This is a genomic window from Hyunsoonleella flava (genome assembly GCF_004310325.1).
Lineage (GTDB): Bacteria > Bacteroidota > Bacteroidia > Flavobacteriales > Flavobacteriaceae > Jejuia > Jejuia flava.
This window is the reverse complement of sequence record NZ_SIRT01000005.1, coordinates 73,504-99,103: the sequence shown is the minus strand read 5'-3', so window position 1 is coordinate 99,103 and position 25,600 is coordinate 73,504. Positions and strand designations below refer to the sequence as shown.

The 25,600-nt window shown below is 35.4% G+C and carries 21 protein-coding genes; 14 read left to right on the top strand and 7 right to left on the bottom strand.

Going from position 1 to position 25,600, the window contains the following annotated elements; translation table 11 throughout:
- Positions 1–14: 14 nt before the first annotated feature.
- From EYD45_RS08110 to EYD45_RS08090, 5 genes are all read left to right on the top strand, one after another.
- Positions 15–1,172 carry a FecR family protein gene (locus EYD45_RS08110; protein ID WP_130964038.1) on the top strand — a complete coding sequence of 386 codons (1,158 nt, stop codon included), beginning with the start codon at positions 15–17 and terminating at the stop codon, positions 1,170–1,172.
- Positions 1,173–1,329: 157 nt separating this feature from the next.
- Positions 1,330–4,701, top strand: a complete 3,372-nt coding sequence (locus EYD45_RS08105) for a SusC/RagA family TonB-linked outer membrane protein (RefSeq protein WP_165453906.1) — start codon at positions 1,330–1,332, stop codon at positions 4,699–4,701.
- A gap of 19 nt (positions 4,702–4,720) precedes the next feature.
- Positions 4,721–6,514 carry a RagB/SusD family nutrient uptake outer membrane protein gene (locus tag EYD45_RS08100; RefSeq protein WP_130964036.1) on the top strand — a complete coding sequence of 598 codons (1,794 nt, stop codon included), beginning with the start codon at positions 4,721–4,723 and terminating at the stop codon, positions 6,512–6,514.
- A gap of 298 nt (positions 6,515–6,812) precedes the next feature.
- Positions 6,813–8,210: a hypothetical protein gene (locus tag EYD45_RS08095; protein ID WP_130964035.1), complete on the top strand. Its 1,398-nt coding sequence runs from the start codon at positions 6,813–6,815 to the stop codon at positions 8,208–8,210.
- A gap of 407 nt (positions 8,211–8,617) precedes the next feature.
- Positions 8,618–8,818, top strand: a complete 201-nt coding sequence (locus tag EYD45_RS08090) for a PID-CTERM protein-sorting domain-containing protein (RefSeq protein ID WP_130964034.1) — start codon at positions 8,618–8,620, stop codon at positions 8,816–8,818.
- 8 nt (positions 8,819–8,826) lie between these two features.
- Here the strand turns inward: EYD45_RS08090 and EYD45_RS08085 are convergent, their stop codons facing one another.
- Positions 8,827–9,414 carry a riboflavin synthase gene (locus EYD45_RS08085; protein WP_130964033.1) on the bottom strand — a complete coding sequence of 196 codons (588 nt, stop codon included), beginning with the start codon at positions 9,412–9,414 and terminating at the stop codon, positions 8,827–8,829.
- A gap of 64 nt (positions 9,415–9,478) precedes the next feature.
- On the opposite strand from EYD45_RS08085, the gene pdxA reads away from it, so the two are divergent.
- From pdxA to EYD45_RS08040, 9 genes are all read left to right on the top strand, one after another.
- Entirely contained in the window at positions 9,479–10,537 is a 1,059-nt protein-coding gene (gene pdxA / locus EYD45_RS08080) for a 4-hydroxythreonine-4-phosphate dehydrogenase PdxA (RefSeq protein ID WP_130964032.1), read from the top strand.
- Between the two features lie 63 nt (positions 10,538–10,600).
- Positions 10,601–11,137: a YceD family protein gene (locus EYD45_RS08075; RefSeq protein ID WP_130964031.1), complete on the top strand. Its 537-nt coding sequence runs from the start codon at positions 10,601–10,603 to the stop codon at positions 11,135–11,137.
- Between the two features lie 8 nt (positions 11,138–11,145).
- A complete protein-coding gene (rpmF, locus tag EYD45_RS08070) occupies positions 11,146–11,346 on the top strand; it encodes a 50S ribosomal protein L32 (RefSeq protein ID WP_130936604.1) in 201 nt (66 codons plus the stop codon).
- A 179-nt stretch (positions 11,347–11,525) separates the two neighbouring features.
- Positions 11,526–12,527 carry a beta-ketoacyl-ACP synthase III gene (locus tag EYD45_RS08065; RefSeq protein WP_130964030.1) on the top strand — a complete coding sequence of 334 codons (1,002 nt, stop codon included), beginning with the start codon at positions 11,526–11,528 and terminating at the stop codon, positions 12,525–12,527.
- A gap of 24 nt (positions 12,528–12,551) precedes the next feature.
- The gene (accB, locus tag EYD45_RS08060; RefSeq protein ID WP_130964029.1) at positions 12,552–13,049 is read left to right on the top strand and encodes an acetyl-CoA carboxylase biotin carboxyl carrier protein; all 498 of its coding nucleotides are present in this window, start codon (positions 12,552–12,554) and stop codon (positions 13,047–13,049) included.
- An 86-nt stretch (positions 13,050–13,135) separates the two neighbouring features.
- Positions 13,136–14,488, top strand: a complete 1,353-nt coding sequence (gene accC / locus EYD45_RS08055) for an acetyl-CoA carboxylase biotin carboxylase subunit (RefSeq protein ID WP_130964028.1) — start codon at positions 13,136–13,138, stop codon at positions 14,486–14,488.
- Positions 14,489–14,607: 119 nt separating this feature from the next.
- Complete coding sequence (locus EYD45_RS08050) at positions 14,608–15,723, top strand: NAD(P)/FAD-dependent oxidoreductase (RefSeq protein WP_130964027.1); 1,116 nt, start codon at positions 14,608–14,610, stop codon at positions 15,721–15,723.
- Complete coding sequence (locus EYD45_RS08045) at positions 15,720–16,169, top strand: 3-oxoacyl-ACP synthase (protein WP_130964026.1); 450 nt, start codon at positions 15,720–15,722, stop codon at positions 16,167–16,169. Before EYD45_RS08050 ends, EYD45_RS08045 begins: the two co-directional genes overlap by 4 nt.
- 32 nt (positions 16,170–16,201) lie before the next feature.
- Complete coding sequence (locus tag EYD45_RS08040) at positions 16,202–18,454, top strand: efflux RND transporter permease subunit (RefSeq protein ID WP_130964025.1); 2,253 nt, start codon at positions 16,202–16,204, stop codon at positions 18,452–18,454.
- 1 nt (position 18,455) lies between these two features.
- Here EYD45_RS08040 and EYD45_RS08035 read toward each other — a convergent pair whose 3' ends face one another.
- The 6 genes from EYD45_RS08035 to EYD45_RS08010 all read right to left on the bottom strand — a co-directional run bounded on the left by EYD45_RS08035 (position 18,456) and on the right by EYD45_RS08010 (position 25,592).
- Complete coding sequence (locus tag EYD45_RS08035) at positions 18,456–19,367, bottom strand: ABC transporter ATP-binding protein (protein WP_130964128.1); 912 nt, start codon at positions 19,365–19,367, stop codon at positions 18,456–18,458.
- Between the two features lie 72 nt (positions 19,368–19,439).
- Entirely contained in the window at positions 19,440–21,602 is a 2,163-nt protein-coding gene (locus EYD45_RS08030; RefSeq protein ID WP_130964024.1) for a prolyl oligopeptidase family serine peptidase, read from the bottom strand.
- Positions 21,603–21,911: 309 nt separating this feature from the next.
- Complete coding sequence (locus EYD45_RS08025; protein WP_130964023.1) at positions 21,912–22,901, bottom strand: aspartate-semialdehyde dehydrogenase; 990 nt, start codon at positions 22,899–22,901, stop codon at positions 21,912–21,914.
- 138 nt (positions 22,902–23,039) lie between these two features.
- Complete coding sequence (gene mscL / locus EYD45_RS08020; RefSeq protein WP_130964022.1) at positions 23,040–23,441, bottom strand: large-conductance mechanosensitive channel protein MscL; 402 nt, start codon at positions 23,439–23,441, stop codon at positions 23,040–23,042.
- A gap of 492 nt (positions 23,442–23,933) precedes the next feature.
- Positions 23,934–24,590: an HD domain-containing protein gene (locus EYD45_RS08015; protein WP_130964021.1), complete on the bottom strand. Its 657-nt coding sequence runs from the start codon at positions 24,588–24,590 to the stop codon at positions 23,934–23,936.
- A 6-nt stretch (positions 24,591–24,596) separates the two neighbouring features.
- Positions 24,597–25,592 carry an acyl-ACP desaturase gene (locus EYD45_RS08010; protein ID WP_130964020.1) on the bottom strand — a complete coding sequence of 332 codons (996 nt, stop codon included), beginning with the start codon at positions 25,590–25,592 and terminating at the stop codon, positions 24,597–24,599.
- Between the last annotated feature and the right edge of the window lie 8 nt (positions 25,593–25,600).

Sequence of the window (25,600 nt, the reverse complement as noted above, 5' to 3'; positions counted from 1 at the left end):
GTAAAACTTTAAAAATGATGCCAAAAAACATTGAGGAACTTATCATAAAGTTTTTAAACAAATCTATTAATAACCAAGAATGGAATGAGTTGAATTTATGGTACGAGAAAAGTGAGAATAATCAATTGCTGCATGATTACATAGAAATTAACTATCTAGTTGATGAGTTTATGAAAGAATTTAATACCGAACGCACCAAAAACAATCTTTTGCTAAAGATTAAGAAGGACAAACAATTATCGTTAAGGCTTAGCTTAATGAAATATGCTGCGGTAGCTATACTTTTCGTTTCAATAGCATACTTTTTTATTGACAGACATGCGCAAGACAAACCACAAGAGATTACACCAGTAATAGTAGATTCAAAAATCAACCACGGCACTGATAAGGCTATACTAACATTAGAGGATGGGTCTGAAGTAAAATTGACTAAAGGAGAGGAGTTCAAAACTAAAGACGTGAATAGTAATGGTGAAGAAATCATATATGATTCTATTGATGAAAATAAAACCAAATTAGCGTATAATTATTTAACTATTCCAAGAGGCGGGCAGTTCCGTGTGTTACTTTCCGACGGCACACAAGTGTGGTTAAACTCTAAGACACAATTAAAATACCCAAAAAACTTTATTAAAGGCAAAACACGTGAAGTAGAGCTTGTATATGGAGAAGCCTATTTTGATATTTCTCCTAGTTCAAATCATGATGGCGATACGTTTAAAGTTATAAATACATCACAACATATTGAAGTTTTAGGTACTGAATTTAATATAAAAGCTTATAGAGACGAGGCGGTGGTATTCACCACTTTGGTAGAGGGTAAAGTTACTGTAAATACAGAGAAAAAAAATCAAATTTTAAAACCATCTGAACAATCAATACTAGATATTAAAACCAGTGATATCGATGTTAAGTTAGTAGATGTTTATAATGAAATATCATGGAAAGAAGGCATATTTACTTTTGAAAAGATGCCATTGAGCGATATCGTTAAAGTATTATCTCGATGGTATGATATTGATTTTGTTTTTGAAAGTGAAGCAATCAAAGAAAATAAGTTTAATGGTTCTTTGAAGCGCAACTTAAAAATAGAAGAAATATTAGATGCTATTAAGAATTTTAATAAAATAAAAGATTATAAAATAGATGATAGAACCATTATCATAAAATAGAAAAGGGATAAAGTATACGAAATTTGGCGGTTTCACTTTATCCCAATTTACTATTAGTATTAATTTAATGTTTAACTAAACTAACACAATCAAATTTATGGAAATTAAATTTATTCATTGTCGTTTTCAGTTGCGAAAACGATTACTAATTATTTTTATGAAAACATTTATCTTTCTTTTGAGTGTAGCCGTATTTGGCTTTAACACCTCGAACGGTTTTTCGCAAGAGCGGATAGAAATTAAGAAAGATAAGAAGGTGACTGTATATCAAGCCTTTAAGACTATTACAAAAGAGTCTGGATTCAGTTTCATCTATCCAGATGGATTATTTAAAAATGCCCCTAAAGTAGAACTTAAAAAAGGAATTATCGAAATAGAAACACTGTTGGATAATATCCTTTCTGGCAGTAATGTTGATTTTAAACTTTCGGAGAACAAATCAATTATTATAAGTCCATCCAATAGTCCAGAGTCGAAGGCGCCAAAACCTGTAAAGCAGCAAAAGTTTGAGGTGTCTGGTGCGGTAAGCGATGAAAATGGTCAACCCTTACCTGGAGCTAATATATTAGAAAAAGGAACTTCAAATGGTGCGCAAACTGACTTTGATGGAAATTTTACATTAGAAGTTAACAACAAAAATGTCGTTTTAGTAGTTTCCTATCTTGGGTTTTTAACTCAAGAAATTCAAGTAAATTCACAAAATAGAATCACGGTAATTTTACAGGAAGATACTGCAAAATTAGATGAAGTTATCGTTATTGGATACGGTACTGCTAAAAAAAGTGATTTAACTGGAGCGGTGACACGATTAGACGCTACCAAATATGAAAGCCAATCAGCTACCAACGTTGTAGAGCTTCTTAATGGTACAGTGGCAGGTTTTAATTCAACACAAGGTACAACTGCTGCTGGTGGAGGTTCTTTGGAAATACGAGGCACCAATTCTTTAACGGCAACTACAACGCCTTTAATTGTTTTAGATGGCGTGATTTATCGAGGCGCATTATCTGACATAAACCCTAACGATTTAGCATCTGTAGATGTATTAAAAGATGCGAGTTCTGTTGCTGTTTATGGGGCGCAAGGTGCGAATGGTGTTGTAATATTAACCACTAAGAAAGGTACCGATAAAATTAAAGTTAACTTTGCTTTAGAAACTGGGGTGTCTACAATAGCGAACCATGTTAGACCTTTTGATGCGGAGGGATACTTAGATTTTAGAAGAGATCACTCTGTTCTTGTAGACCCAGGAGCAGGAGAGGGCTTTTATGATAATCCAAATGATTTACCAGCTGGGGTAACTATTGACCAATGGAGGGATTATAACAATAATTCAAATGCTGACGACACGCTTGAATGGTTGAACAGATTAAATTTCTTCGATACTGAAATTGAAAACTTCGTAAACGGTAGAACGACCAACTGGTACGATAAAGTAACTCAAAGCGGTATTCGTCAATCAGCAGATATCAATGTATCAGGAAAAAAGAATAAAACTTCTTTTTTCTTATCATTTGGATATACAGACAATGAGGGTGTAATAGTAGGGGATGAATTTAGAGCATACCGTACGCGTGTAAACATTGAAACAGAAATAAACGACTGGTTTAGCTTTGGTGTAAACACACAATTTTCTAGCCAAGATTTTAGCGCTGTTCCTGCCGGTTTCGATTTTCTTAACCGCAGTAGAAGCGTATTTAGACAAAGCCCATACGGGACTGATATTGATGAGAATGGAGACTTTGTACTTATACCTCATGACTATCAACCTGCTCAAAATCCATTAGCTAACCACTATGCTAAACAGGAAGAAGATATAAGAAATGGACTGTTTGGAGTGCTTTACGCAAATATTAAACTTCCATACGGGTTTAATCTTAGAGTATCTTATCAAAACCGTTTTGATTTTGATAGAAACTATCAGTTTTTCCCATCAAGTACTAGAACTCAGGGCATAGGTCTTGGTAGTAGAGCAGACTTCCATCAGCATGAGTGGATGGTAGACAATATTTTAAGTTGGAAAAAAGAGTTTGGTAATCATGCTTTTGACGCTACTTTCTTATGGAATGTCGAAGAGTTATCAAATAGAAGATCTTTCCAGCAAGCTTCAGATTTTGCACCTAATGAAAACTTAGGGTTTAATGCACTTCAATTAGGAAACCCTGAATTTTTTGTTATCAATAACAATGATACAACAAGACGAGGAGATGCTCTTATGGCAAGGGTAAATTATAGGTTTAAGGATAAGTATTTGTTAACTGCATCAGTTAGGCGAGATGGATTTTCTGCTTTTGGTGAAAGAAACCCAAGAGCCACATTCCCAGCAGCAGCATTAGGTTGGGTAATCTCTAAAGAATCTTTTTTTCCTAAAGGAGATTTTGTAAACAATCTTAAACTTAGGTTTTCATGGGGTAAAAACGGTAACAGGTCCATAGGTACTTATGCTGCTCTAGCACGTCTTAACAGCAACCAATATTTAACTGAAGATGGTGTGGCACAAGGGGTTATTTTTGGTGGCACTTTGGCTAATCCTAATTTACGCTGGGAGCAGACCGAAGCTTTTAACCTTGGGCTTGATTTTGGCTTATTAAGTAACAGGATTAATGGTACAGTAGAAGTATATAAAGCGAATACTAAAGACCTTTTGGTAAATAGAGGTCTGCCAGCAATTTCTGGCTTTACAGATGTAAATACTAACATTGGTGAGGTGCAAAACAAAGGAATTGAGGTAACCATAAATTCTATTAATGTAAACAAACCTGATTTTAGGTGGAGTTCAGGTGTAATATTCTCTTTAAATCGCAACGAAATTGTTGATCTTTTTAATGACACAGAAACAGTTACTATAAATGGTGAAGAAGTTACCCGACCTGTAAATGATGTTCAAAATGGTTGGTTTGTTGGTCAAGATATCGATGTGATTTGGGAGTATAATATTACAGGGGTATGGCAGCAAGGAGAAGAAGCAGAGGCAGCCGTATTTGGACAAGTTCCAGGAGATTACAAAGCAGAGGATCTTAATGGAGACGACCAATTTACACAACTTGAGGATAAACAGTTTATTGGGTATACCACGCCACGTTGGAGATTAGGTTTAAGAAACGATTTCACATTCCTGAAAAATTTCACGCTATCTACATTTTTAAGAGGAGAGTTTGGGCATAAGGGTAATTTAAACCAACTAACACACCCTCAAACTAATCTTTACGATCGTATTAACACTTATAACATACCGTATTGGACTGCGGAAAATCCATCTAACGAGTACGGTAGCTTATTACAAAATGATCAAGCTTTTGAAACGGGTCTTGATGTTTTTAGAGACCGCTCTTATTTAAGAATACAGGATGTTACCCTGTCTTATAACCTTCCAAAAACAGTATTAGATAAAATTAAATTCGATAGTGCAAGCATGTATGCCTCAGTAAGAAACTTATACACGTTTACCAACTGGGAAGGATTAGACCCTGAGTCAAATAACTCGCCTTTACCACGTATTTTTTCCCTTGGATTTAGATTTAGCCTTTAATAAAAAAACACATGAAATTATGAAAAGTAAGTTTAAATATTTTATAATATTAATTTTAACCCTGACAGTGACCGTCTCTTGTGATGAAGAATTTTTAGAGCCCGAACCGTTATCGTTCTTATCACCAGATAATACGCTAGTTGATGCAACAGGTTTTGATGCATTATTAATTACTTTGAGAAAAGAATTAAGGTGGCAATATGATGGCGAACGTAGTGGCATTTGCTCACAGTCAATCACCACAGATATAGGTTTTGCGCCAGCAAGAAACAACCGTGTGCCTCGTAACCTGCCATTACAGTTTACACCTAATAGTGATGGAGGCTACAAGATGTTAGACTATTTTAACAGAGCCTACTCAAGGCCTATAAGTACTGCCAATTTACTTCTTTTCTATGCAGATAGAGCAGGTTTAGATTCGGAAGACGAGAGAAATAGTATTACAGCAGCTGCTTATTTCCATAGATCTTACTGGTATTACCAATTGGTGCATCTTTATGGCGATGTACCGTTTGTTGGACAAGTAATTACAGGACCCAAGTTAGATTATTTTACTCATGCCAGAAAAACGATTTTGGATAAAATAGAAAGCGATATGGAGTTTGCTGTACAATGGCTTCCGGAATCGAATGTTGCAGGCGGAGAAACCAAATGGGCGGGTTATCATTTACTTACCAAAATTCAATTAGCCAACAGTCATTTTACTGAGGCAGTACAATCGGCAACAGAAATTATTGACGGTCCTTTTAGCTTGGTAGAGAATAGATTTGGCGTAGATGCTAATAATCCTGATAGAGATTACATATGGGATTTGGCAAGACCAGAGAACGTGTTTAATGGTGCAAACACCGAAACAATATTGGGCTTTGTAGATCGATTTGATGCGCCACAAAGTGCGAATAGTGGCGGTTCAGGTCGTGCCACCCACAGAGATTTTGTACCTGCATGGTGGAACGGTGGCGTTAGAGATAGCAATGGCGCAAGAGGTAGTATTGACAGAATAAGGGGTGTATGGACAACAATGATCGATACTATTGGAAGAGGTAATGCATGGTCAAGAGCGACACCTTATTACATTTATGAAATGTGGGATGATGCTAATGATTTAAGACGTAGTGATGGCAACTGGGTGGATAAGGATGAGTTAGTTTATAACAATCCAAGTTCGGCAGATCACTTACAGCCGGTTAATCCAAATAATTTTGGAGATCCAGCCCAAGACTCTTTGCAATTTTACTATGCTTTCCCGCATTATAAAACATTTATTGCTCATGACGAATCAGATGATTCAAGACCCGATGGCGGGTTTGGTAATGGTTATATTTACCGTTTGGCGGGAACCTATTTACTTCGCGCAGAAGCTAATTACTGGTTAGGGAATACAGGTGCAGCCGCAGATGATATCAATGAAGTTAGGAGTAGAGCGAATGCAAGCGATATAAGTGGTGGCGATGTAACTATAGAGAAGATTTTAGAAGAACGTGCAAAAGAACTGTATTTAGAAGAACCTAGAAAAGTAGAACTAACACGTATTGCCTTGATTATGGCCGATAATAATCTCAATGGGTATTCTATAGATAATTTATCAGAGAAAAGTTTTTATTTCGACCACGTTATCGATAAAAACATATTTTATCAGGTAGGTAGTACTATTAGAGGGGTTCAGGCGACCATTGAACCACGCTTTGTTTTATGGCCAATTCCTGCTGCTACGATAACGAACAACTCACAAGGAGTTATAAACCAAAATATAGGGTTTCCAGGTGCAGAGCAAAACATACCACCGTTAACGGTAATAGATGATAGTCAATAAAAGTTAGTTAGTTAGTTTTAGTTTATTTAGCAAGGTGGTTTCAAGTGTTTTTATGAAAATAAGATGCTTGAAGCTGCCATTATTGACCACATGTTTTATTTACTAAATCATAATCAGAAAATCCCTGGTTCGAGCTCAGGTGGGATCACTTTAAAGCCTAAACTATTTTTTAGTTTAGGCTTTTTTCTTTTTTGTAAAAGCTAAATTTTAAGTTAGAAAAAATAATTTAAAGACTTCTGGTACATATTTTGTGGCATTTTAAGAATTAGCTAAAGCATTAATTCTTAAACCAATCCACATGAAATCACTACCGCTGTTGCTTTTCAGTTTTTTAATAATCTTGTGTAGAACGTCATTCGCACAAGGCAATATTGATGATTGCCAAACTAAACTTTCTATTTTTCATGAATATGTCAAAGCAAAAAACTATGACGCTGCTTATGAACCTTGGGCTTTTGTAAAAAACAATTGTCCCGATTTAAGCATTGCCATTTATATTGATGGAGAAAAGATTTTGAAAAATAAAATTGAAAACGCCAAAGGCAATGAGAAACGAAAATTTATTGAGGAGTTAATTGAAGTATTGCAAAAACGTCTTAAATACTTTGAGAATAAAACGCACAAAGGAAAATATTTAGCGAAGATATGCCAATTAAGATTTGACAATAGGGATATACTTCAAAAGGACATAAAAGATTTGTATGATTGTTTTGATGCAGCTTATATTGAAGACAAGAGCACGTTTACCCACCCGAAGAGCCTTTATACCTATTTTTCATTAATTGTAGACTTGTATCATAATGGGGAAAGACCAATTGAAGATGTGTTTGATAAATATGACGATATCTTGGAAAAGATTGAGGAGGAAATAAAAAACTATTCTGAAAAGCTAAACAAACTAATTCAAAAAGAAGACGGTGGCACAAAATTGACTAAAAAGGAAGTACAGCGTAAAAATGTGTATCAGGATTATCTCAAAAATTACGATTTAATTTCCAAAAGTATTGATGTTAAATTAGGGGTTATAGCCGATTGTGAAAATTTAATTCCGTTATACAATAAAAATTTTGAAGCAAATAAAGATGATGCTATTTGGTTAAAACGGGCTGTTAGCAGAATGTATAATAAAGAATGTACAGAGGATGCCCTTTATGAAAAATTAGTTAAGGCCTATGATGATGTAGCTCCATCTGCAGAAACTAAAATATACATTGTAACTATTCTTATTAAAAAGGGTGGTAATCCCGCAGAAATAAATAGATATTTAGATGAAGCCTATAAACTGGAGACCGATGCTTATAAGAAATCGAAAATTGCGTATAAAATAGGTTTGATTCTAAAGAAAAAGGGAAGTTACGCTCGTGCAAGAAGTTATTTTAGGAATGCCCTTAAATTAAACCCTTCAAATGGCAGACCACATTTAGCAATTGCCGCGATGTATGCGGAAAGTGCAAAAAACTGTGGAGATACAAATTTTAATAAAAGAGCGGTGTATTGGCTTGCGGCTATAGAAGCAAGAAAAGCGTTGAGAGTAGACCCTACTCTAGAAAAGGCAGCTACTCAAAATATAAAACGTTATGAGGCCTTAGCACCATCAAGGGAAGATATTTTTAAATGTGCTTGTTTTGGTAAAATCATCAAAATTGATTGTTGGATTAATGGGAAGGTTACTGTACCAAATATTAAGAAACGATAAGATAATATAGATTTACAGTAGGATGATCTTTTACGATGTGTTTAAAGAGAACCATTTAATTTTTCTACAAGAAAAGAAGTACAAGCCCTTATGGGCGGTTCAGCTTCTGGAAGGGTAGTGAGATAGTAATTCTCCTAAAATTGGTAAAGTTATGTTTACACATTTGTTAATAAATTAGCCCTGTTAGAATTTAGGTCATTAAAACTTTTATATATTTGTGCTGTAATTATGTAAAAATAAAGGGATTAATTTATATTTAATTATACTTTTAGAATTGTTTTTACGTTAAAAAAGCGGAAAGTTCGTTAAAGAATAGTGCATTTCATCGATGATTTTTTACTTTTCATAGATGATTTTTTGATAAAAACCTTTTATCGGCTCCCTTTTTTTTATACATTTGCGTCCCAATGATGATACAAACTAAAAGAATATTAGCCTCAATCTTATTTGTATTAATAAGTTTTGTATGTGTTGCTCAAGGCGGTGGTAACCCTTTGCCTCCTCCTCCTCAACCACCACCACCTGTAGGTCTTCCAATTGACGGTGGTATTTTTGTAGGCGTTTTAGTTGCTTTGTTTTACGGAGGGAAGAAGTTATTGAAAAGATAATTTTTTACCTATTGATTTCCCATCAGTTTAGCCACATATTTACCCACAACATCAAATTCTAAATTTACTTCTGTACCTTTTTCAAAGGTTTTGAAGTTAGTATTTTCGTAAGTATAAGGTATTATTGCTACGCTAAATGTATTATTTCCTGAATTCACAACGGTTAAGCTAGTACCGTTAATGGTAATTGAGCCTTTTTCAATGGTAATATTATTTTGGGCTGCATCATATTCAAAAGAAAAATACCAGCTACCGTCGGCATTTTCAATATTTGTACAAATAGCAGTTTGGTCTACATGCCCTTGTACAATATGACCATCAAGTCGGTCGCCCAATTTCATAGCACGCTCTAAATTAACAGTATCCCCAACTTTAAGTAAGTGTAAGTTAGTTTTATCAAGTGTTTCCTGTATTGCTGTTACGGTATATTCATCATCATCAATTTTAACCACTGTTAAACACACACCGTTATGCGCCACACTTTGATCAATTTTCAACTCATCAGTAATATTGCTTTTTATAGAAATATGAAGGTTCTCTTTGTCCTTTTCTAATTTGGTAACACTACCAAGAGATTCAATAATTCCTGTAAACATAGTATTATGTGTTTATTTGGTTAAATTTGTAGCTCAAAATTACGAACAAAAGTTAGCATTCTTAATGAAGAACGAAGAAAATATTGTAGTAGGGATTTCGGTTGGAGATTTAAATGGAATCAGTGGTGAAATTATTTTGAAAACCTTTGAGGACTCAAGAATTCTTGAACTATGTACACCCGTAATTTTTGCATCGGTTAAAGTGATGAACTTTTTTAAGAAACACTTTAATTCAGCGGTAGATTTTAATAGTGTTCATGACATTCAGAACATAAATCATGGAAAAGTAAACGTATTGAACTGCTGGAAAGAGCCAGTAAGTATTAATTTTGGGCAGGAAGAAATTAAAATTGGAGAGTATGCGTTGAAGTCTCTCGAAAGCGCAACCAAAGCTCTAAAAGAAGAGCAAATAGATGTTCTGGTAACTGCACCAATAAATAAACACAATATACAATCTGAAGCTTTTACATTTCCGGGACATACCGATTATTTGGCGAAAGAATTAGGAGGTAAAAGCCTGATGTTTATGGTTACCGATACATTGAAAGTGGGACTGCTTACCGACCATGTACCTGTTAAAGACGTATCTGAACATATTTCAGAAGAATTAATTACGGATAAGATTGATACGGTTTATGACACTTTAAGAAAAGACTTTAATATAGTGAAGCCTAAGATTGCGGTTTTGGGTATTAATCCACATACTGGCGATAATGGTGTTATCGGCAATGAAGATGACGATGTGATGCGCCCTACTTTGAAAAAAATCAAAGAAAGTGGAAAATTAGTCTATGGCCCTTATGCTGCTGACAGTTTTTTTGGATCAAATAACTACAAGAATTTTGATGCGATAATTGCTTCCTATCATGATCAGGGGCTGATACCTTTTAAAACCTTATCATTTGGACAAGGTGTTAATTTTACAGCAGGCTTAACACGTGTAAGAACCTCGCCAGATCATGGCACCGCCTATGAAATTGCCGGAAAAGGTGTAGCGGATGAGGGATCGTTTAAAGAGGCGTTGTTCACTGCAATTAAAATTTTTAGGAACAGACGTGATTTTGAGGAACTTACAGCAAACCCTTTAAAAAGACAACCCAGAAAAGTTGGCGTAAAAAAATAATATTTTCCAAGTTGGCTTAAGCCAAAAAATTTATATATTTGCAGGCTCAAAATAGATGTGATAATGAAGCCAATGAAAGAATATGCTATCCCATTTGTGGGGTTAAAGGTTGGAAATCACGATTTTGAGTATAACATTGACCAGACGTTCTTTGATTATTTTGAGTATGAAGATTTCAATGATGTAAAAGTTAAAGTTGATATTACGTTAAACAAAAAGTCCACTTTACTTGAATTACATTTTGAAATTTCTGGATACGTAAATATAAATTGTGATGTAACTAACGAACCTTACAACCAAAACATCGAAAATAATTTTGATTTGGTAGTAAAGTTTGGTCAGGAATATAATGATGAAAACATTGATATTCTTATTTTACCACATGGAGAGCATGAAATAAATGTGCAACAATATATTTATGAGCTTATTGTACTAGCAGTGCCGGTAAAGCGCATACATCCAGGAGTTGAAAATGGCACATTAAATTCAGAAATACTTGATAAACTCGAAGAGTTAAGTCCAAAAGAAGAAAAAGAAAAGGAAGACAAGGATATTGATCCGCGTTGGAATACATTAAAAAAACTATTAACGGATAAATAACATAAAAAATGGCACATCCTAAAAGAAAAATCTCTAAAACAAGAAGAGATAAAAGAAGAACACATTATAAAGCAACTGCGCCACAGATTGCTACATGTCCAACAACAGGAGAGGCTCATTTATACCATAGAGCACATTGGCATGAAGGGAAATTATACTACAGAGGTCAGGTGCTTATAGACAATACAGAAGAAGAAAACGTAGCATAAGTACTATGCACGCATATATTAAAACGCTCACTTGTGGGCGTTTTTTTTATGATATGTATTTATAAAAGGTAAAAAAGCCTTAATTTGCATTATAATTCTTCGAAATTTGCTATTTTTCACCATAAATTGGCAAATTTTGATGCTTTTAGAGCGATTTTCGTTCAAATTTATAACTAAGTATGAGTAAAATCTCAGCAGCAATCACCGCGGTTGGAGCTTATGTTCCAGAGTATGTGTTAACCAATCAAATTCTTGAAACCATGGTTGATACTAATGATGAATGGATAACGACCCGTACTGGAATTAAAGAACGTCGTATCCTAAAGAAGGAAGGGGAAGGAACGTCTTACCTCGCTATAAAAGCAGCAGAAGACCTTATTGCAAAAAAAGATATTGATCCCAAAGACATAGAATTAGTAATAGTTGCCACTGCTACTCCAGATATGAAAGCAGCTTCTACAGCAGCTTATACTGCAGCTAAGATTGGTGCTACAAATGCATTTTCTTTTGATATGGATGCGGCATGCTCTAGTTTTCTTTATGGTATGTCTGTCGCTTCGTCATTTATAGAATCAGGACGATATAAAAATGTATTGTTGATTGGTGCCGATAAAATGTCATCTCTAATAAACTACAAAGACAGAGCTACTTGTATCATTTTTGGAGACGGCGCAGGAGCTGTGTTGTTTGAGCCTACTACAGAAGATGTTGGTCTTAAAGATGAATATTTAAGAAGTGATGGCACAGGACGCGAGTTTTTACAAGCCACTTATGGCGGTTCCGTACATCCGTTAACCCATGAGGCTTTGGATAATGGGGGCCATTATGCTTTCCAAGAAGGAAGAACCGTGTTTAAAAATGCTGTGTTTAATATGGCTGATGCTACCGTGAAAGTTTTGGAGCGTAATAATCTTGACAAGGATTCTGTAGATTGGTTAGCGGCACATCAGGCGAACAAAAGAATAATTGATGCTACGGCACAACGTATAGACTTAGCAGAAGAAAAAGTAATGATGAATATCCACAAATATGGAAATACAACATCTGCTACATTGCCATTATTGCTAAATGATTATGAGTCACAGCTCAAAAAGGGCGATAATATAATATTTGCTGCCTTTGGCGGCGGATTTAACTGGGGCGCTATTTATTTAAAATGGGCCTATAACTCAAAAGACTAACTATTAAAAACCAATAGCTGAATTATGGATTTAAAAGAGATTCAAAACTTAATCAAGTTTGTTGCTAAATCTGGAGCAAGCGAGGTTAAATTAGAAATGGATGATGTGAAAATCACCATTAGAACAGGGTCAGATAGTGATGCACCAGCTGTTCAGTACACACCGGTTGCTGCACCGCAAATAGCACAAGCACCAGCACCTGCCGCAGAAGCACCTGCTCCAGCAGCTTCAGAACCGTCTAAAACTGAAACACCAGCTGCGGCAGCTGATGATACATCAAAATATATTACCATAAAATCCCCAATTATAGGAACGTTTTACAGAAAACCATCTCCAGATAAACCTCTATTTGTTGAGGTTGGCCAAACTATTACCGAAGGCGATGTGCTATGTGTAATTGAGGCCATGAAGCTTTTCAATGAGATAGAATCTGAAGTTTCTGGAAAAATAGTCAAGGTTTTAGTTGACGATGCTTCTCCAGTAGAATTCGATCAACCATTATTTTTAGTAGATCCATCATAACCTATTAAAAATTCCAATATGCAAATCTCAAAATCCAATATTTGGAATTTGGCGATTGGAATTTGAAATTTTTAATTCAAGACGTTATGTTTAAAAAAATATTGATTGCCAATAGAGGGGAAATTGCGCTTCGCGTAATTAGAACCTGCAAGGAAATGGGAATAAAAACGGTTGCAGTATATTCTACTGCTGATGCCGAAAGTTTGCACGTTAAGTTTGCAGATGAAGCCGTTTGCATTGGTCCACCATCAAGTAGTGAGTCATACCTTAAAATGTCAAACGTAATATCTGCAGCAGAAATCACAAACGCAGACGCCATCCATCCAGGATATGGTTTCTTATCTGAAAATGCTAAGTTTTCAGAAATATGTGAAGAGCACGGTATAAAATTCATAGGGGCTTCTGCAGAAATGATTGAGCGCATGGGAGACAAAGCCAACGCTAAAGCTACAATGAAAGCTGCAGGCGTACCTTGTGTTCCTGGGAGTGACGGTGTAATAGAGACCTTTGCGGAGTGTAAAAAACTAGCGAAAAAAGCAGGTTACCCAGTTATGCTTAAAGCGAGTGCTGGTGGAGGAGGAAAAGGTATGCGTGGTGTTTGGAAAGAAGAAGACCTTAAAGATGCATGGGATTCTGCGCGGCAAGAAAGCAAAGCGGCCTTTGGCAATGACGACATGTATATGGAAAAGCTTATTGAAGAGCCTCGGCATATAGAAATTCAAGTTGTAGGAGATTCTCGTGGAAAGGCATGCCATCTATCCGAAAGGGATTGTTCTGTACAGCGTCGCCATCAAAAATTAACTGAGGAGGTGCCTTCACCATTCATGACGCCACAATTACGTAAAAAAATGGGAGCTGCTGCTGTAAAAGCTGCAGAATATATCAATTATGAAGGCGCAGGAACAGTAGAGTTTTTGGTAGATAAACACCGTAATTTCTACTTTATGGAAATGAATACCCGTATTCAAGTGGAGCATCCTATTACAGAGCAAGTAATTGATTTTGATTTAATTAGAGAGCAAATTTTAGTGGCTGCTGGCGTACCAATTTCAGGCAAAAATTACGATCCAAAGTTACATTCTATAGAATGCCGTATCAATGCTGAAGACCCTTACAATGGGTTTAGACCGTCTCCAGGAAAAATCACAACGTTACACGCTCCAGGAGGTCATGGTGTACGTTTGGATACTCATGTATATGCTGGCTATACTATTCCGCCTAATTATGATTCGATGATTGCGAAACTAATTACCACGGCACAAACTAGAGAAGAAGCTATCAATAAAATGAAGCGAGCGCTAGACGAGTTTGTGATTGAAGGTATAAAAACTACGATACCATTCCACAGGGCGCTTATGGATCATCCTGATTATTTGGCAGGGAATTACACCACCAAGTTTATGGAAGATTTTGAAATGCCAGAACCTGTATCAGACTAAACATAAAAAACTCCGAAATTACTTTCGGAGTTTTTTATGGCATTTGTCTATCTGCCGGCTTTCACCACTGAGTCCCTAACACGATTCCCAACTTTAATTTAAAACCCTAAATTAGCACCATGCAATTGTCCTATTGGGAAATAAAGTCATGGCTCACTAACATCGATTTTTGTATCGTTGGAAGTGGTATTGTGGGGCTTAATTGTGCACTACAATTAAGAGAACTTTATCCAAAATCCAAAATCGTCATCTTAGAAAAAGGCATGTTACCACAAGGTGCAAGCACTAAAAATGCCGGATTTGCTTGTTTTGGAAGTTTAAGTGAAATCTTAGATGATTTGAATGCCCACACCGAGGAAGAGGTTTTTAACCTCATAAAAAGGCGCGTGGAAGGTTTAAAATTATTAAGAACCACCATTGGCGATAAACTACTCAATTTTCAACAGTTAGGCGGTTACGAATTGTTTTTGGAAGCAGATAAAGAATTGTTAGATTCGTGTGTAGAGCAAAAAGAGTATATAAATGCGCTACTAAAGCCTATTTTTAAGGATGAGGTTTTCAGCTTTAAAGACAATATTTTCAATTTTAAAGACATAAATGAAGATTATATTTTCAATCAATTTGAGGGACAAATAGATACTGGAAGTATGATGGAGGCACTTCTTGAACTAGCACAATCAAAAGGCATTAAAATTTTGAGCACTGTGACGGTTGAAGAGTTTTCAGAAGACAACTTTTCGGTAAAAATAAAAACCAATCAATTTGAATTTTCAGCATCAAAATTATTCATCGCCACAAACGGATTTGCATCTCAATTGTTAAATGAAAATGTAAAACCTGCAAGAGCACAGGTACTGATTACAACACCTATTAAAAACCTCCACATTAAAGGTACATTTCATTTAGACAAAGGCTATTATTATTTTAGGAATATTGATAACCGCATCTTACTGGGAGGTGGCAGACATTTAGATTTTGAAGCAGAGGAAACTACAGATTTCGCACAAAACAAAATTATTCAAAATCAATTAGATGCACTTTTAAAAACAATTATTTTGCCGAATGATACTTTTGAGGTGGATTACCGTTGGAGCGGTATTATGGGTGTTGGCCATAAAAAGGAAGCCATCGTTAAACAGTTGTCAAACCATGTGTATTGTGGCGTACGCCTAGGCGGTATGGGAGTAGCCATCGGCAGTTTAGTTGGGAAGGAATTAGCTGATGTAACGGGATGAAAGTAAAACAAGACCTATACAACCAATGTTTTGAATTTATTGAAAATCGCCTTCAAACCATTCAAACTACCATTCAGGATATTCAGAAATCCTTACTTTCTGAAACCAAAAGTTCAGCTGGAGATAAGCATGAAACAGGGAGGGCTATGTTGCAGTTAGAACGTGAAAAGGCAGGAAAGCAACTATCTGAAATTCAAAAGGTAAAGGCCTCACTCTCAAAAATTAATATTGAAAAAACTTCAAATACAGTAGGTTTAGGTAGTATAGTTTATACTTCAAAGCTTAATTATTTTATCGCTATTAGTGCTGGAGAAATAGAATTGGGCAATGTTAAGTTTTATGCTATTTCTCCGTCTACACCAATAGCAAAATTATTGTTGTCTAAGAAGGTTGGAGACCAAATAACGTTTAGAAGCCTTACCTTTGCAGTTCTTAAAATAGAATGATACATGCTTAGAAATTTTATGCCATTACAAAAGTGAAGCGGTTAGAAGGTATCATAAAATCTATTATAAAGTTTAGACTTCCGATTATAGTAGCATTGGCCATATTAATGGGGATTGCGGGTTACCAAACCGTAAATAAGTTAAGTATAGACAACTCTCTTACCATCTGGTTTTTGGAAGACGACCCCAGCTACAAAGCCTATATAGACTTTCAGGAGGAGTTTGGCTCTGATGAAATTTTTATTACTATGTTCCCAGTAGAAAATGCTATTGGAGAAACTGAAAGAAAAACACTGCTACAACTTCATGAAAGTATAGAAGGACTTTCTTTTGTAAAGACATCATTTAGTTTAGCAAAAGCAAAATACCCTATTTACAATAACGGAAAAATCGTTTTTGACGACTTATACAATACACAGCGTAGTGAAAAAGGATTAAAAAACTTATTGTCTAAGCTACCGAACATCACCTCTCAACTGCTCTCAAAGGATTTTAAGCATCAGTTTTTCTACATTCAATTAAACCCTACACCTCAGATCGAAGAAAAACGGGAAATCATTGCGGCCACCATAAGAAGCACTATTGAAGAATATTATTCTGATTATTTTTTAACAGGACCACCAGTGTTAAATGAAGCTTACAGTAAAGGGATATACAAGGAGAGTTTACTCTTTGGTGTGCTTACGGTTTTAGTCATTACCTTAATGCTATTGTTTTTGCTTCCCAGCAAGCGTTATTTAATTATAGCGTTACTCTCGGTTGCTGTTCCAGTATCCCTATTATTTGGTATTATTACATCTTTAGGTTATGCATTAAATATGATATCAATGCTGATTCCTACCATTTTAATGGTGTATAGCGTAAGCGATGCAGTACATATTATAAATATCTATCACAAAGAAGGACTTCTAAATACAACCTTGAGTAAAGTAGAGCTTTTGGCATTAGCGGTTCGCAAAAGCATCACACCTTGCTTTTACACAACGCTTACCACTTTTGTGGGTTATTTTGCGCTGTACTTATCACCACTGCCCGCATTTAAAAATATGGGTATTTTTACTTGTATTGGTTTGGTGCTAAGCTTTCTGTTGGTTTATGTCATAACGGTTATCGGGTTTAGTTTTATGAACTTAAGTTTTGAAACTACTAAACCCATTTTATCCTTAAAAACATTCAGTCAGACAAGATTTATTAATTGGATAAACCGTATAACATCACAATATAAGACAGCAATTATTGCTGGATTCACCGTTGTTTTATTGTATGGTTTGTATTCTGTTTTTCTTGTAAAAACCGACACGGATTCTTTAGATCTTTTAGCAGAAGGAAAGGCAAAACAAGACTTACGAATTGTTGAGGCTCAACTTGATGGTAGCTCTAGGTTGCAACTAGATATTTCTATGGCAGATGGCACAAGTATTCTTAACAAAGAAGCCATGGAACGATTGGAAGTTTTTCAAAATAAATTAGAGAAAAACCCGTTGATTACCGCACCAGTATCTGTGGTTGATGTTAAGAAATTTTTAGAAAAGCGTTCACCAGTATTATTCCAACCAAACATTTCAGAAGAAAAAGTAAGAAGTACATTGGCCTCTGTTGAGAATGCCGACAACAGTTTCTTTAAGTTATTTGCTGATGATTTAAGTTCAGCAGGAATTACAATTAGCCTTAGAGATGTAAAAACATCGCAATTAGAAAAACTATTGGTCGATATAGAGAATGACTTTAGAAGTTCATTTAAAATCGAAGATTATAATTTGCAAATCAATGGATTTGCTGTGGTTTTTGCTCAATTGAATAGCTTTATTTTGGAAACGCAATTCAAGTCTTTTTTCGCAGCATTTTTTGTTGCCTTTTTGTGTCTTTGGTTTTTTATTAAAAGTTTAAGAACGACTATTTTGGTGTTGATTCCTAATGTTTTGCCATTGGCAATTCTTGCTATTTTTATGAGTTTATTAGATATTCCTTTGGATGTTTCTACGGCTATGATTACGCCCATAATGTTGGGAATCGCTATGGATGATACCATCCATTTGGTACATAAATACCGAAAAAGTAAAAGAGTACAAGGTACAGCCGAAGAACGTATGAATAATGCGATGCACTATACAGGTAGCGCACTGTTATCAACCACAATAGCCTTGGTTGGTGGGTTTTTAATTATAGCGTCAAGTGCCACACCATCGGTTAGGGATTTTGGAGCTTTGTGCGCCATTACGGTCGCTATTGCGTTAATTACTGATATTTTTTATTTGCCAGCCCTGTTAAAGAAATTTGACAGATAAATTATTTTTCAACTTCAAGGTAGATAGTCGCTTCTTTTTTTAACGATGTGTTATGTTCAAAAAAAACAGACTCTCCATTTAAAATGGCTTCAATCAAATAAAATCTGCATTTATAATAGGAAGCTTTAACAGTTGCTTGTATTTTGGATTCAGCTACAACTTTAAGTTGGTGCGCATAGACAATATTATTATCAATGATGTTGAACTCCCCGAAAAAAGCAGCGATTAGATGGGATTCAGGAGTTTCAAACAGATCCTTAGGAGGCTTGTTAGCTAAAATGGTATGGTTATGCAATACTAACATCCTATCAGCAAACCCAAGCACATCTTCTTTTGAATGGGTTGCAACAATACAGGTGATATTATGTTCTTTTAAATACCTGAAAACCTTACGTCTTAAACTTTGCTTTTTAAAATTATCGATATGACTAAAAGGTTCATCCAATAACAGTATTTCTGGTTGTTTAGCTAAAGCTCTAGCTAAGGCAACACGTTGTTTTTGTCCGCCACTTAGTTTCTTAACTTTTGTTTGAGCAAAGGCTTCAAGCTCTACCACCTGTATAAGGTCGTTTACACGCTGTTGCGCTTCCTTAGGAAAAAATCTGGATAAGTGTTTTGAAATATTCTCTTCAACAGAAGTATAAGGCATCAAATCGAACTCCTGAGCTACGTACTTCATAAAATCATAGCCAACAACCAAATTAAATTTTGGCCCTAAAATCTCTTGGTCTTTCCAAAAAATTCGACCTTCATCTAGATCATATTCGCCATAAAGCAGCTTTAAAAGTGTACTTTTTCCTGATCCACTTTCGCCAATGATAGCAACATGTTCCCCTTGTTTTGCTTCAAAAGAAATATGCTCTAAAACTGCATCTTTTTCGTATTTAAATGAAAGGTTTTGTACTTTTAACATAGCCATGGCAAAAGTACTATAAAAAAACACGCTTCTGATGAGGAAGCGTGCCATAAATAATGCTTTTTGAAATTAATCTTTTAATGTCGCATTTGCCTTATTTGGTAAGGTTTCAAAACCCATATTGTAAAGTGTAAACCCAAAAATATCAGCATATTGCTCTATAGTTTTACTTACTGGCGTTCCAGCGCCGTGACCCGCATCGGTTTCAATTCTAATGAGTGTTGGGTTATCGCCAGTTTGCTTGCTTTGTAATTCTGCAGCAAATTTAAAACTGTGTGCTGGTACAACACGGTCGTCATGATCGCCCGTGGTTACTAAAGTTGCTGGATATGCTACACCTTCTTTTACATTATGCACAGGCGAATAGCCTTTAAGATATTCAAACATTTCCTTATTATCATTGGCCGTACCATAATCATAAGCCCATCCTGCGCCAGCCGTAAATGTGTGGTAACGCAACATGTCTAAAACACCAACTGCAGGTAGTGCTACTTTGGCTAAATCTGGACGCTGAGTCATTACAGCACCAACTAGTAAGCCGCCATTTGAGCCACCTCTAATAGCCAGATAATCTGATGAGGTATAGTTGTTTTCAATTAAGTATTCTCCACCAGCTATAAAGTCGTCAAATACGTTTTGTTTTTGCAATTTTGTTCCTGCTATATGCCATTTTTTACCGTACTCGCCACCACCTCTTAAATTAGGCACTGCTAAAATGCCGCCTTGTTCCATCCAAACAGCATTTGTAATGCTAAAAGACGGATTTAAACTAATGTTAAAACCGCCGTAACCATAGAGAATAGTTGGGTTTTTTCCATTAAGCTCCAATCCTTTTTTATGTGTTATTATCATTGGGACTTTAGTGCCATCTTTAGAACTGTAAAACACCTGATTGCTTTCATAATCTTCACTATTAAAGGCAATAGAAGGTTTCCAATACAACTTTGATTCACCTGTTTTTAAATCGTATTTATAAATACTAGATGGCGTATTATAGTTTGTAAATGAATAATAATCTACTTGCTCTTCTTTTTTTGCACCAAAACCATTAGCGTTACCAACACCAGGTAGTTCGATTTCCCTCACTAATTTTCCATCATAATCATATTGTAAAACTTTAGAAATGGCATCAACCATATATTCGGTAATAAAATAACCACCGCCAGTTGAAGGAGATAATACGTGCTCTGTTTCAGGAATCACATCTACCCAGTTATTTGGTGCAGGATTAGAAGCATCAACTGAAACAATTTTTTTGTTGGGCGCATTCAAGTTAGTAACTAAAAACAGCTTGCTACCCACGTTATCAATTACGTACGTATCACTATCCGTATGATCTAAAACAGTAATTAACTTACTATTTGGTTTTGTTAAGTCTTTGATTAAAAGCTTATTACCTGAAGTTGAAATTTTAGGAGAAAGGATTAGGTATTTATCATCTTCAGTAACTGTCCCGTATATGTAACGGTGCTTTTCCTCAGGAATGCCACCAAAAATCAAAGTATCATTTTTTTGTGATGTACCCAACTTGTGATAATATACTTTGTGCTGATCTGTTTTAGCAGATAGTTCACTGCCCTTGGGTTTGTTGTAACTTGAATAGTAAAATCCTTCATTTTTGTACCAAGAGATACCGCTAAACTTTACATCCACTAAAGTATCCTCAAGGATTTCTCTATTTTCGGTATCCATTATTAGAATTTTTCTCCAATCACTACCTCCTTCAGAAATAGAATAGGCTAAAATTTTCCCGTTTTTAGAAAAACTTACATTGCCTAACGATACCGTACCATCTTCAGAAAATGTATTTGGGTCTAAAAATACAGATGCGGTACTTGGGTCTTCTCCAGTTTTATGTCGGTAAATCACATATTGGTTTTGCAATCCGTCATTTTTATAAAAATACGTGTAATCACCTTCAATAAATGGTGCTCCAACTTTCTGGTAATTCCAAAGTTTGGACAAACGTTCTTTTAAATCTTCCCGAAACGGAATATTATCCAAGTAGCCAAACGTGGTTTTATTTTGCGTCTTCACCCATGCTTCAGTTTCTTCACTTCTATCATCCTCTAGCCATCGGTAAGGGTCTTTTACTGCAATACCAAAATAAGTATCCACGGTGTCAACAGTTTTAGTTTTCGGGTAATCCACAACAATAGTATTTTTGTCTTTGGTTTCTTTACACCCCATTAATACAGAAATAACGAGTGCAGTTAATATTAGTTTTTTCATCTTTTGCTATAATTTCATCAAAAATAGCTGATTTAGGAATTTTAAACTGTTTAGGTATTGTTAATGTTTTTACGCGCCTGCCTACTGGCAGGCAGGTTACCCACAAGGGGTCGGGCTTGGAGTTTATCCTGAGCGCAGTCGAAGGGTTAAAAGTTTTGCCTCGACGCGCACCTCGGCAAAAGCTACCGCTGCAATCCCTAACGCAGGCTTATTTGCCGAAAGCAGTGCATCACTCAAAGCATTAAGTGTCATTTACAAAGCAAAAAGGCTCCTATAAATAGAAGCCTTTAAAACCCAAAGAGGTCATATTTACACTAAATTATTATCAACTAAATACTCTGCAATTTGTACGGTATTGGTAGCCGCTCCTTTACGCAAATTATCTGCAACAATCCACATGTTTAATGTGTTGGGTTGTGTTTCATCGCGACGAATACGTCCAACAAACACCTCGTCTTTTTCATGAGCGAAAATAGGCATTGGGTAAGTATTGGTATCTGTGTTGTCTTGCACAACTACACCAGGTGTTTCATGTAAAAGCTTACGGATATCGGCCAAATCAAAATCATTTTCAAACTCCACGTTAACAGATTCAGAATGCCCTCCAGCGGTTGGTATTCTTACTGCTGTGGCAGATACGGAAAATGTTCTGTCGTTCATAATTTTCTGTGGCTCTCTAGCTAATTTCATTTCCTCTTTGGTGTATCCGTTATCCTCAAATACATCACAATGTGGTAATGCATTTCTTCCTATAGGATAAGGATATGCCATTTCACCTTCAACACCTGCAATCTCGTTTTCTAACTGACGTACGGCTTTTACTCCAGTACCAGAAACAGATTGATATGTAGACACCACTACACGTTTCATTTTATATTTTTTGTGAAGCGGATTTAAAGCCATTACTAATTGAATTGTAGAACAATTAGGGTTTGCAATAATCTTATCATCTTTAGTTAATTCGCTCGCATTAATCTCAGGAACCACTAATTTTTTTGTAGGATCCATTCTCCAAGCAGAGGAGTTATCTACAACTGTAGTACCAGCTTCAGCAAATTTAGGAGCCCATTCAATGGATGTTCCTCCGCCTGCTGAGAATAAGGCGATATCTGGCTTCATAGAAACAGCAGTTTCCAAACCAACTACTTTATAATCATTACCCTTGTAGGTTAATGTTTTACCAACAGAGCGTTCTGAAGCAACAGGAATTAATTCCGTTACAGGAAAATTACGTTCTGCAAGTACTTTTAACATCACTTCGCCAACCATACCAGTGGCACCAACAACAGCTACTTTCATTTTTTCTTTTCTTTTTATTGTTTTGAGAGGACAAAACTAAGTATTAATTACAATTCTAGATACAAAAAAAGCCCTCATTTTCAGAAAACAAGGGCTTTTTAACAACAAATAACAGGTTGTTATTTATTTAACAAGTTGTTATTTTTTAAGCAAATCTCTTATTTCAGCAAGTAAATCTTCTTGAGATGGTCCTGCTGGTTCTTCTGGAGCAGGCTCCTCTTTCTTTTTCATTTTATTAACACCTTTAACTACCATAAACATTACAAATGCTACGATAATAAAGTCAAGAACATTAGTGATGAATTGTCCATGCTCTAAATAAACTTCTCCTACCATTTCCCCTGCGTCGTTTAGTGTACCTTCTGTTAATTTATACTTTAAATCCTTAAAGTCTGTATCGAATAATAGACCAACAAGAGGTGAGACAATACCTCCAGTAAATGATGCAACTACTTTATTAAAAGCAGCACCCATTACAAAACCTACTGCAATGTCTACAAGGTTGCCCTTCATTGCAAATTCTTTGAATTCTTTTAACATATTTTATAAATTTCTAGTTAGTGAATTGCTAATTTAAGTAAAAAAAGATTAAAAATTAACATACGTTAATCATATAGCTAATTCTTAAATCAAAAAGATTTAATAAAAGTAAATCTAAGAGCACGGTGATACTCATTATTCAGTTACGAATGATATATATAAAGACCTAGCTAAAATTTGAAAGATGTACTCTATAAAGTACAGACTACTAAATAACTAAAACAACTTAAATCCTAATAATAAAAGACCCACTATTACAGGTAATATTAATATTAAAAAGCTTATGTATATAAAACGATTTAGCCTACCTCTGTTATTTTTAATCATTGTTTTCCTTATTAAATGATTTATAATAATTAGTGCAAAACAAAATTAGGAAATAGGAATATTGACTAAAACATCATTTTTAACAAGTTATTGTACTATTTTGATAAAAAAATGATGAAAAATAATAAAATAAATAATTGTATATCAATGCGTTAAATTAGAATATCATAATTCTGAAGACCATTCTTTATAAAACTGTTGAAGGTACAGTTCCATAAATTTATGGCGCTTTCCCGCTAGTTCTTTTCCTGTTTTGGTATTCATTTTATTTTTTAGAAGTAATAGCTTTTCGTAAAAATGATTTATGGTTGGTGCCTTAGAAGCTTTGTAGGCTTCTTTGGTCATATTTAAATCTGGTTTTATTTCCGGATTATAAAGTGCTCGGTTTTTAAAACCACCGTAATTAAAGGCTCTTGCAATACCTATTGCGCCTATGGCATCTAACCTGTCCGCATCTTGTACCACGTCCAGTTCTTTAGACCAAAACTTCTGGTTATCATCTAGACTTGACTTAAATGAAATATTTTCAATAATTGCAATTATATGTTCAATCGCAGTTGAGTCTACATTCATTTTAAATAAAAACTCCCGTGCTATTTTGGGCCCGATAGTCTCATCACCATTATGGAATTTACTATCAGCAATGTCGTGGAGTAATGCGCCCAAAGACACAACAAAAGTATCCACAGGTTCATGTTTTGCAATTAACAAACTGTTTTTATAAACCCGTTCTACATGAAACCAATCGTGTCCGCCTTCAGCATCCTGCAGGGTTTTTTTAACAAAAATTATCGTTTCGCTTATGATTGTTTCTGGTGTCATTCCGAATTATTTAACTACAGCTGGTGTTACCCACTTAAACTCATAAGAGTTTTCAGGAATCTTCATGCGCTCAGACAATCGGTACATCCTAGAGGGCAATTTCATTAAGTAATCGCGTGCTTTTTCGGCCTCTTGAGTGAGGTTGGTAATTTTATCAATCTGCCAACGATCAATGAGTTTTTGTAAAATGTCTACATAATCTTTTGATGTGTAAACGCCTATGCGTTGTGCCGTATTTGAAAATTCTTCGAAAGCGGTACTGATCTTTCCTCCAGATTCTCTTAAAAAATGAGCTGGCATGGTAATTTTTTGCTTCATCATATAATGAAAAGCCATCATCATTTGGCTAGGGTCTACCTTAAAAATACGCTCAACAAATTCAGAATATGCATGGTGATGACGCATTTCATCTCCCGAAATGATCTGGCACATTTTTGCCAAACGTTTGTTGCCTTTTTTCTTAGCAATTTTTGCTACTCGGTTATGAGACACATATGTGGCTAACTCTTGAAAACTTGTGTACACAAAGTTTTTATAGGGATCTCTGTCTGTACCAATATCAAAACCATCAGCAATTAAATATTGTGTAGTTTTTTCAATTTCCTTCATATTTACGCGTCCAGATAAATACAGATATTTATTCAGCACATCGCCATGTCTGTTTTCCTCACCAGTCCAATGCTTTACCCATTTGCTCCAACCATTGCCACCGTTTTCAACTTGGTTTACGCCTTCAACATCCATCAACCAAGATTCGTAAGTTGGTAGTGCTTCTTCGGTAATCATATCTCCAACTAAAACCACCCAAAAATCATAAGGTAATTCTTTTGCTAGCTCTTGAATTTCTTGAATTTCCTCGAAAAACGTATCTGACTCAGAATTGGGTAAAAAGTCTGTAGGTTGCCATATCTTTTCAATAGGAATTAAATATTTTTCCATGAGGCTAGCAACATCTTTTTCTATGAATTGCATAACCTCTAATCTTACATTTTTCAACGACATTAATCTAT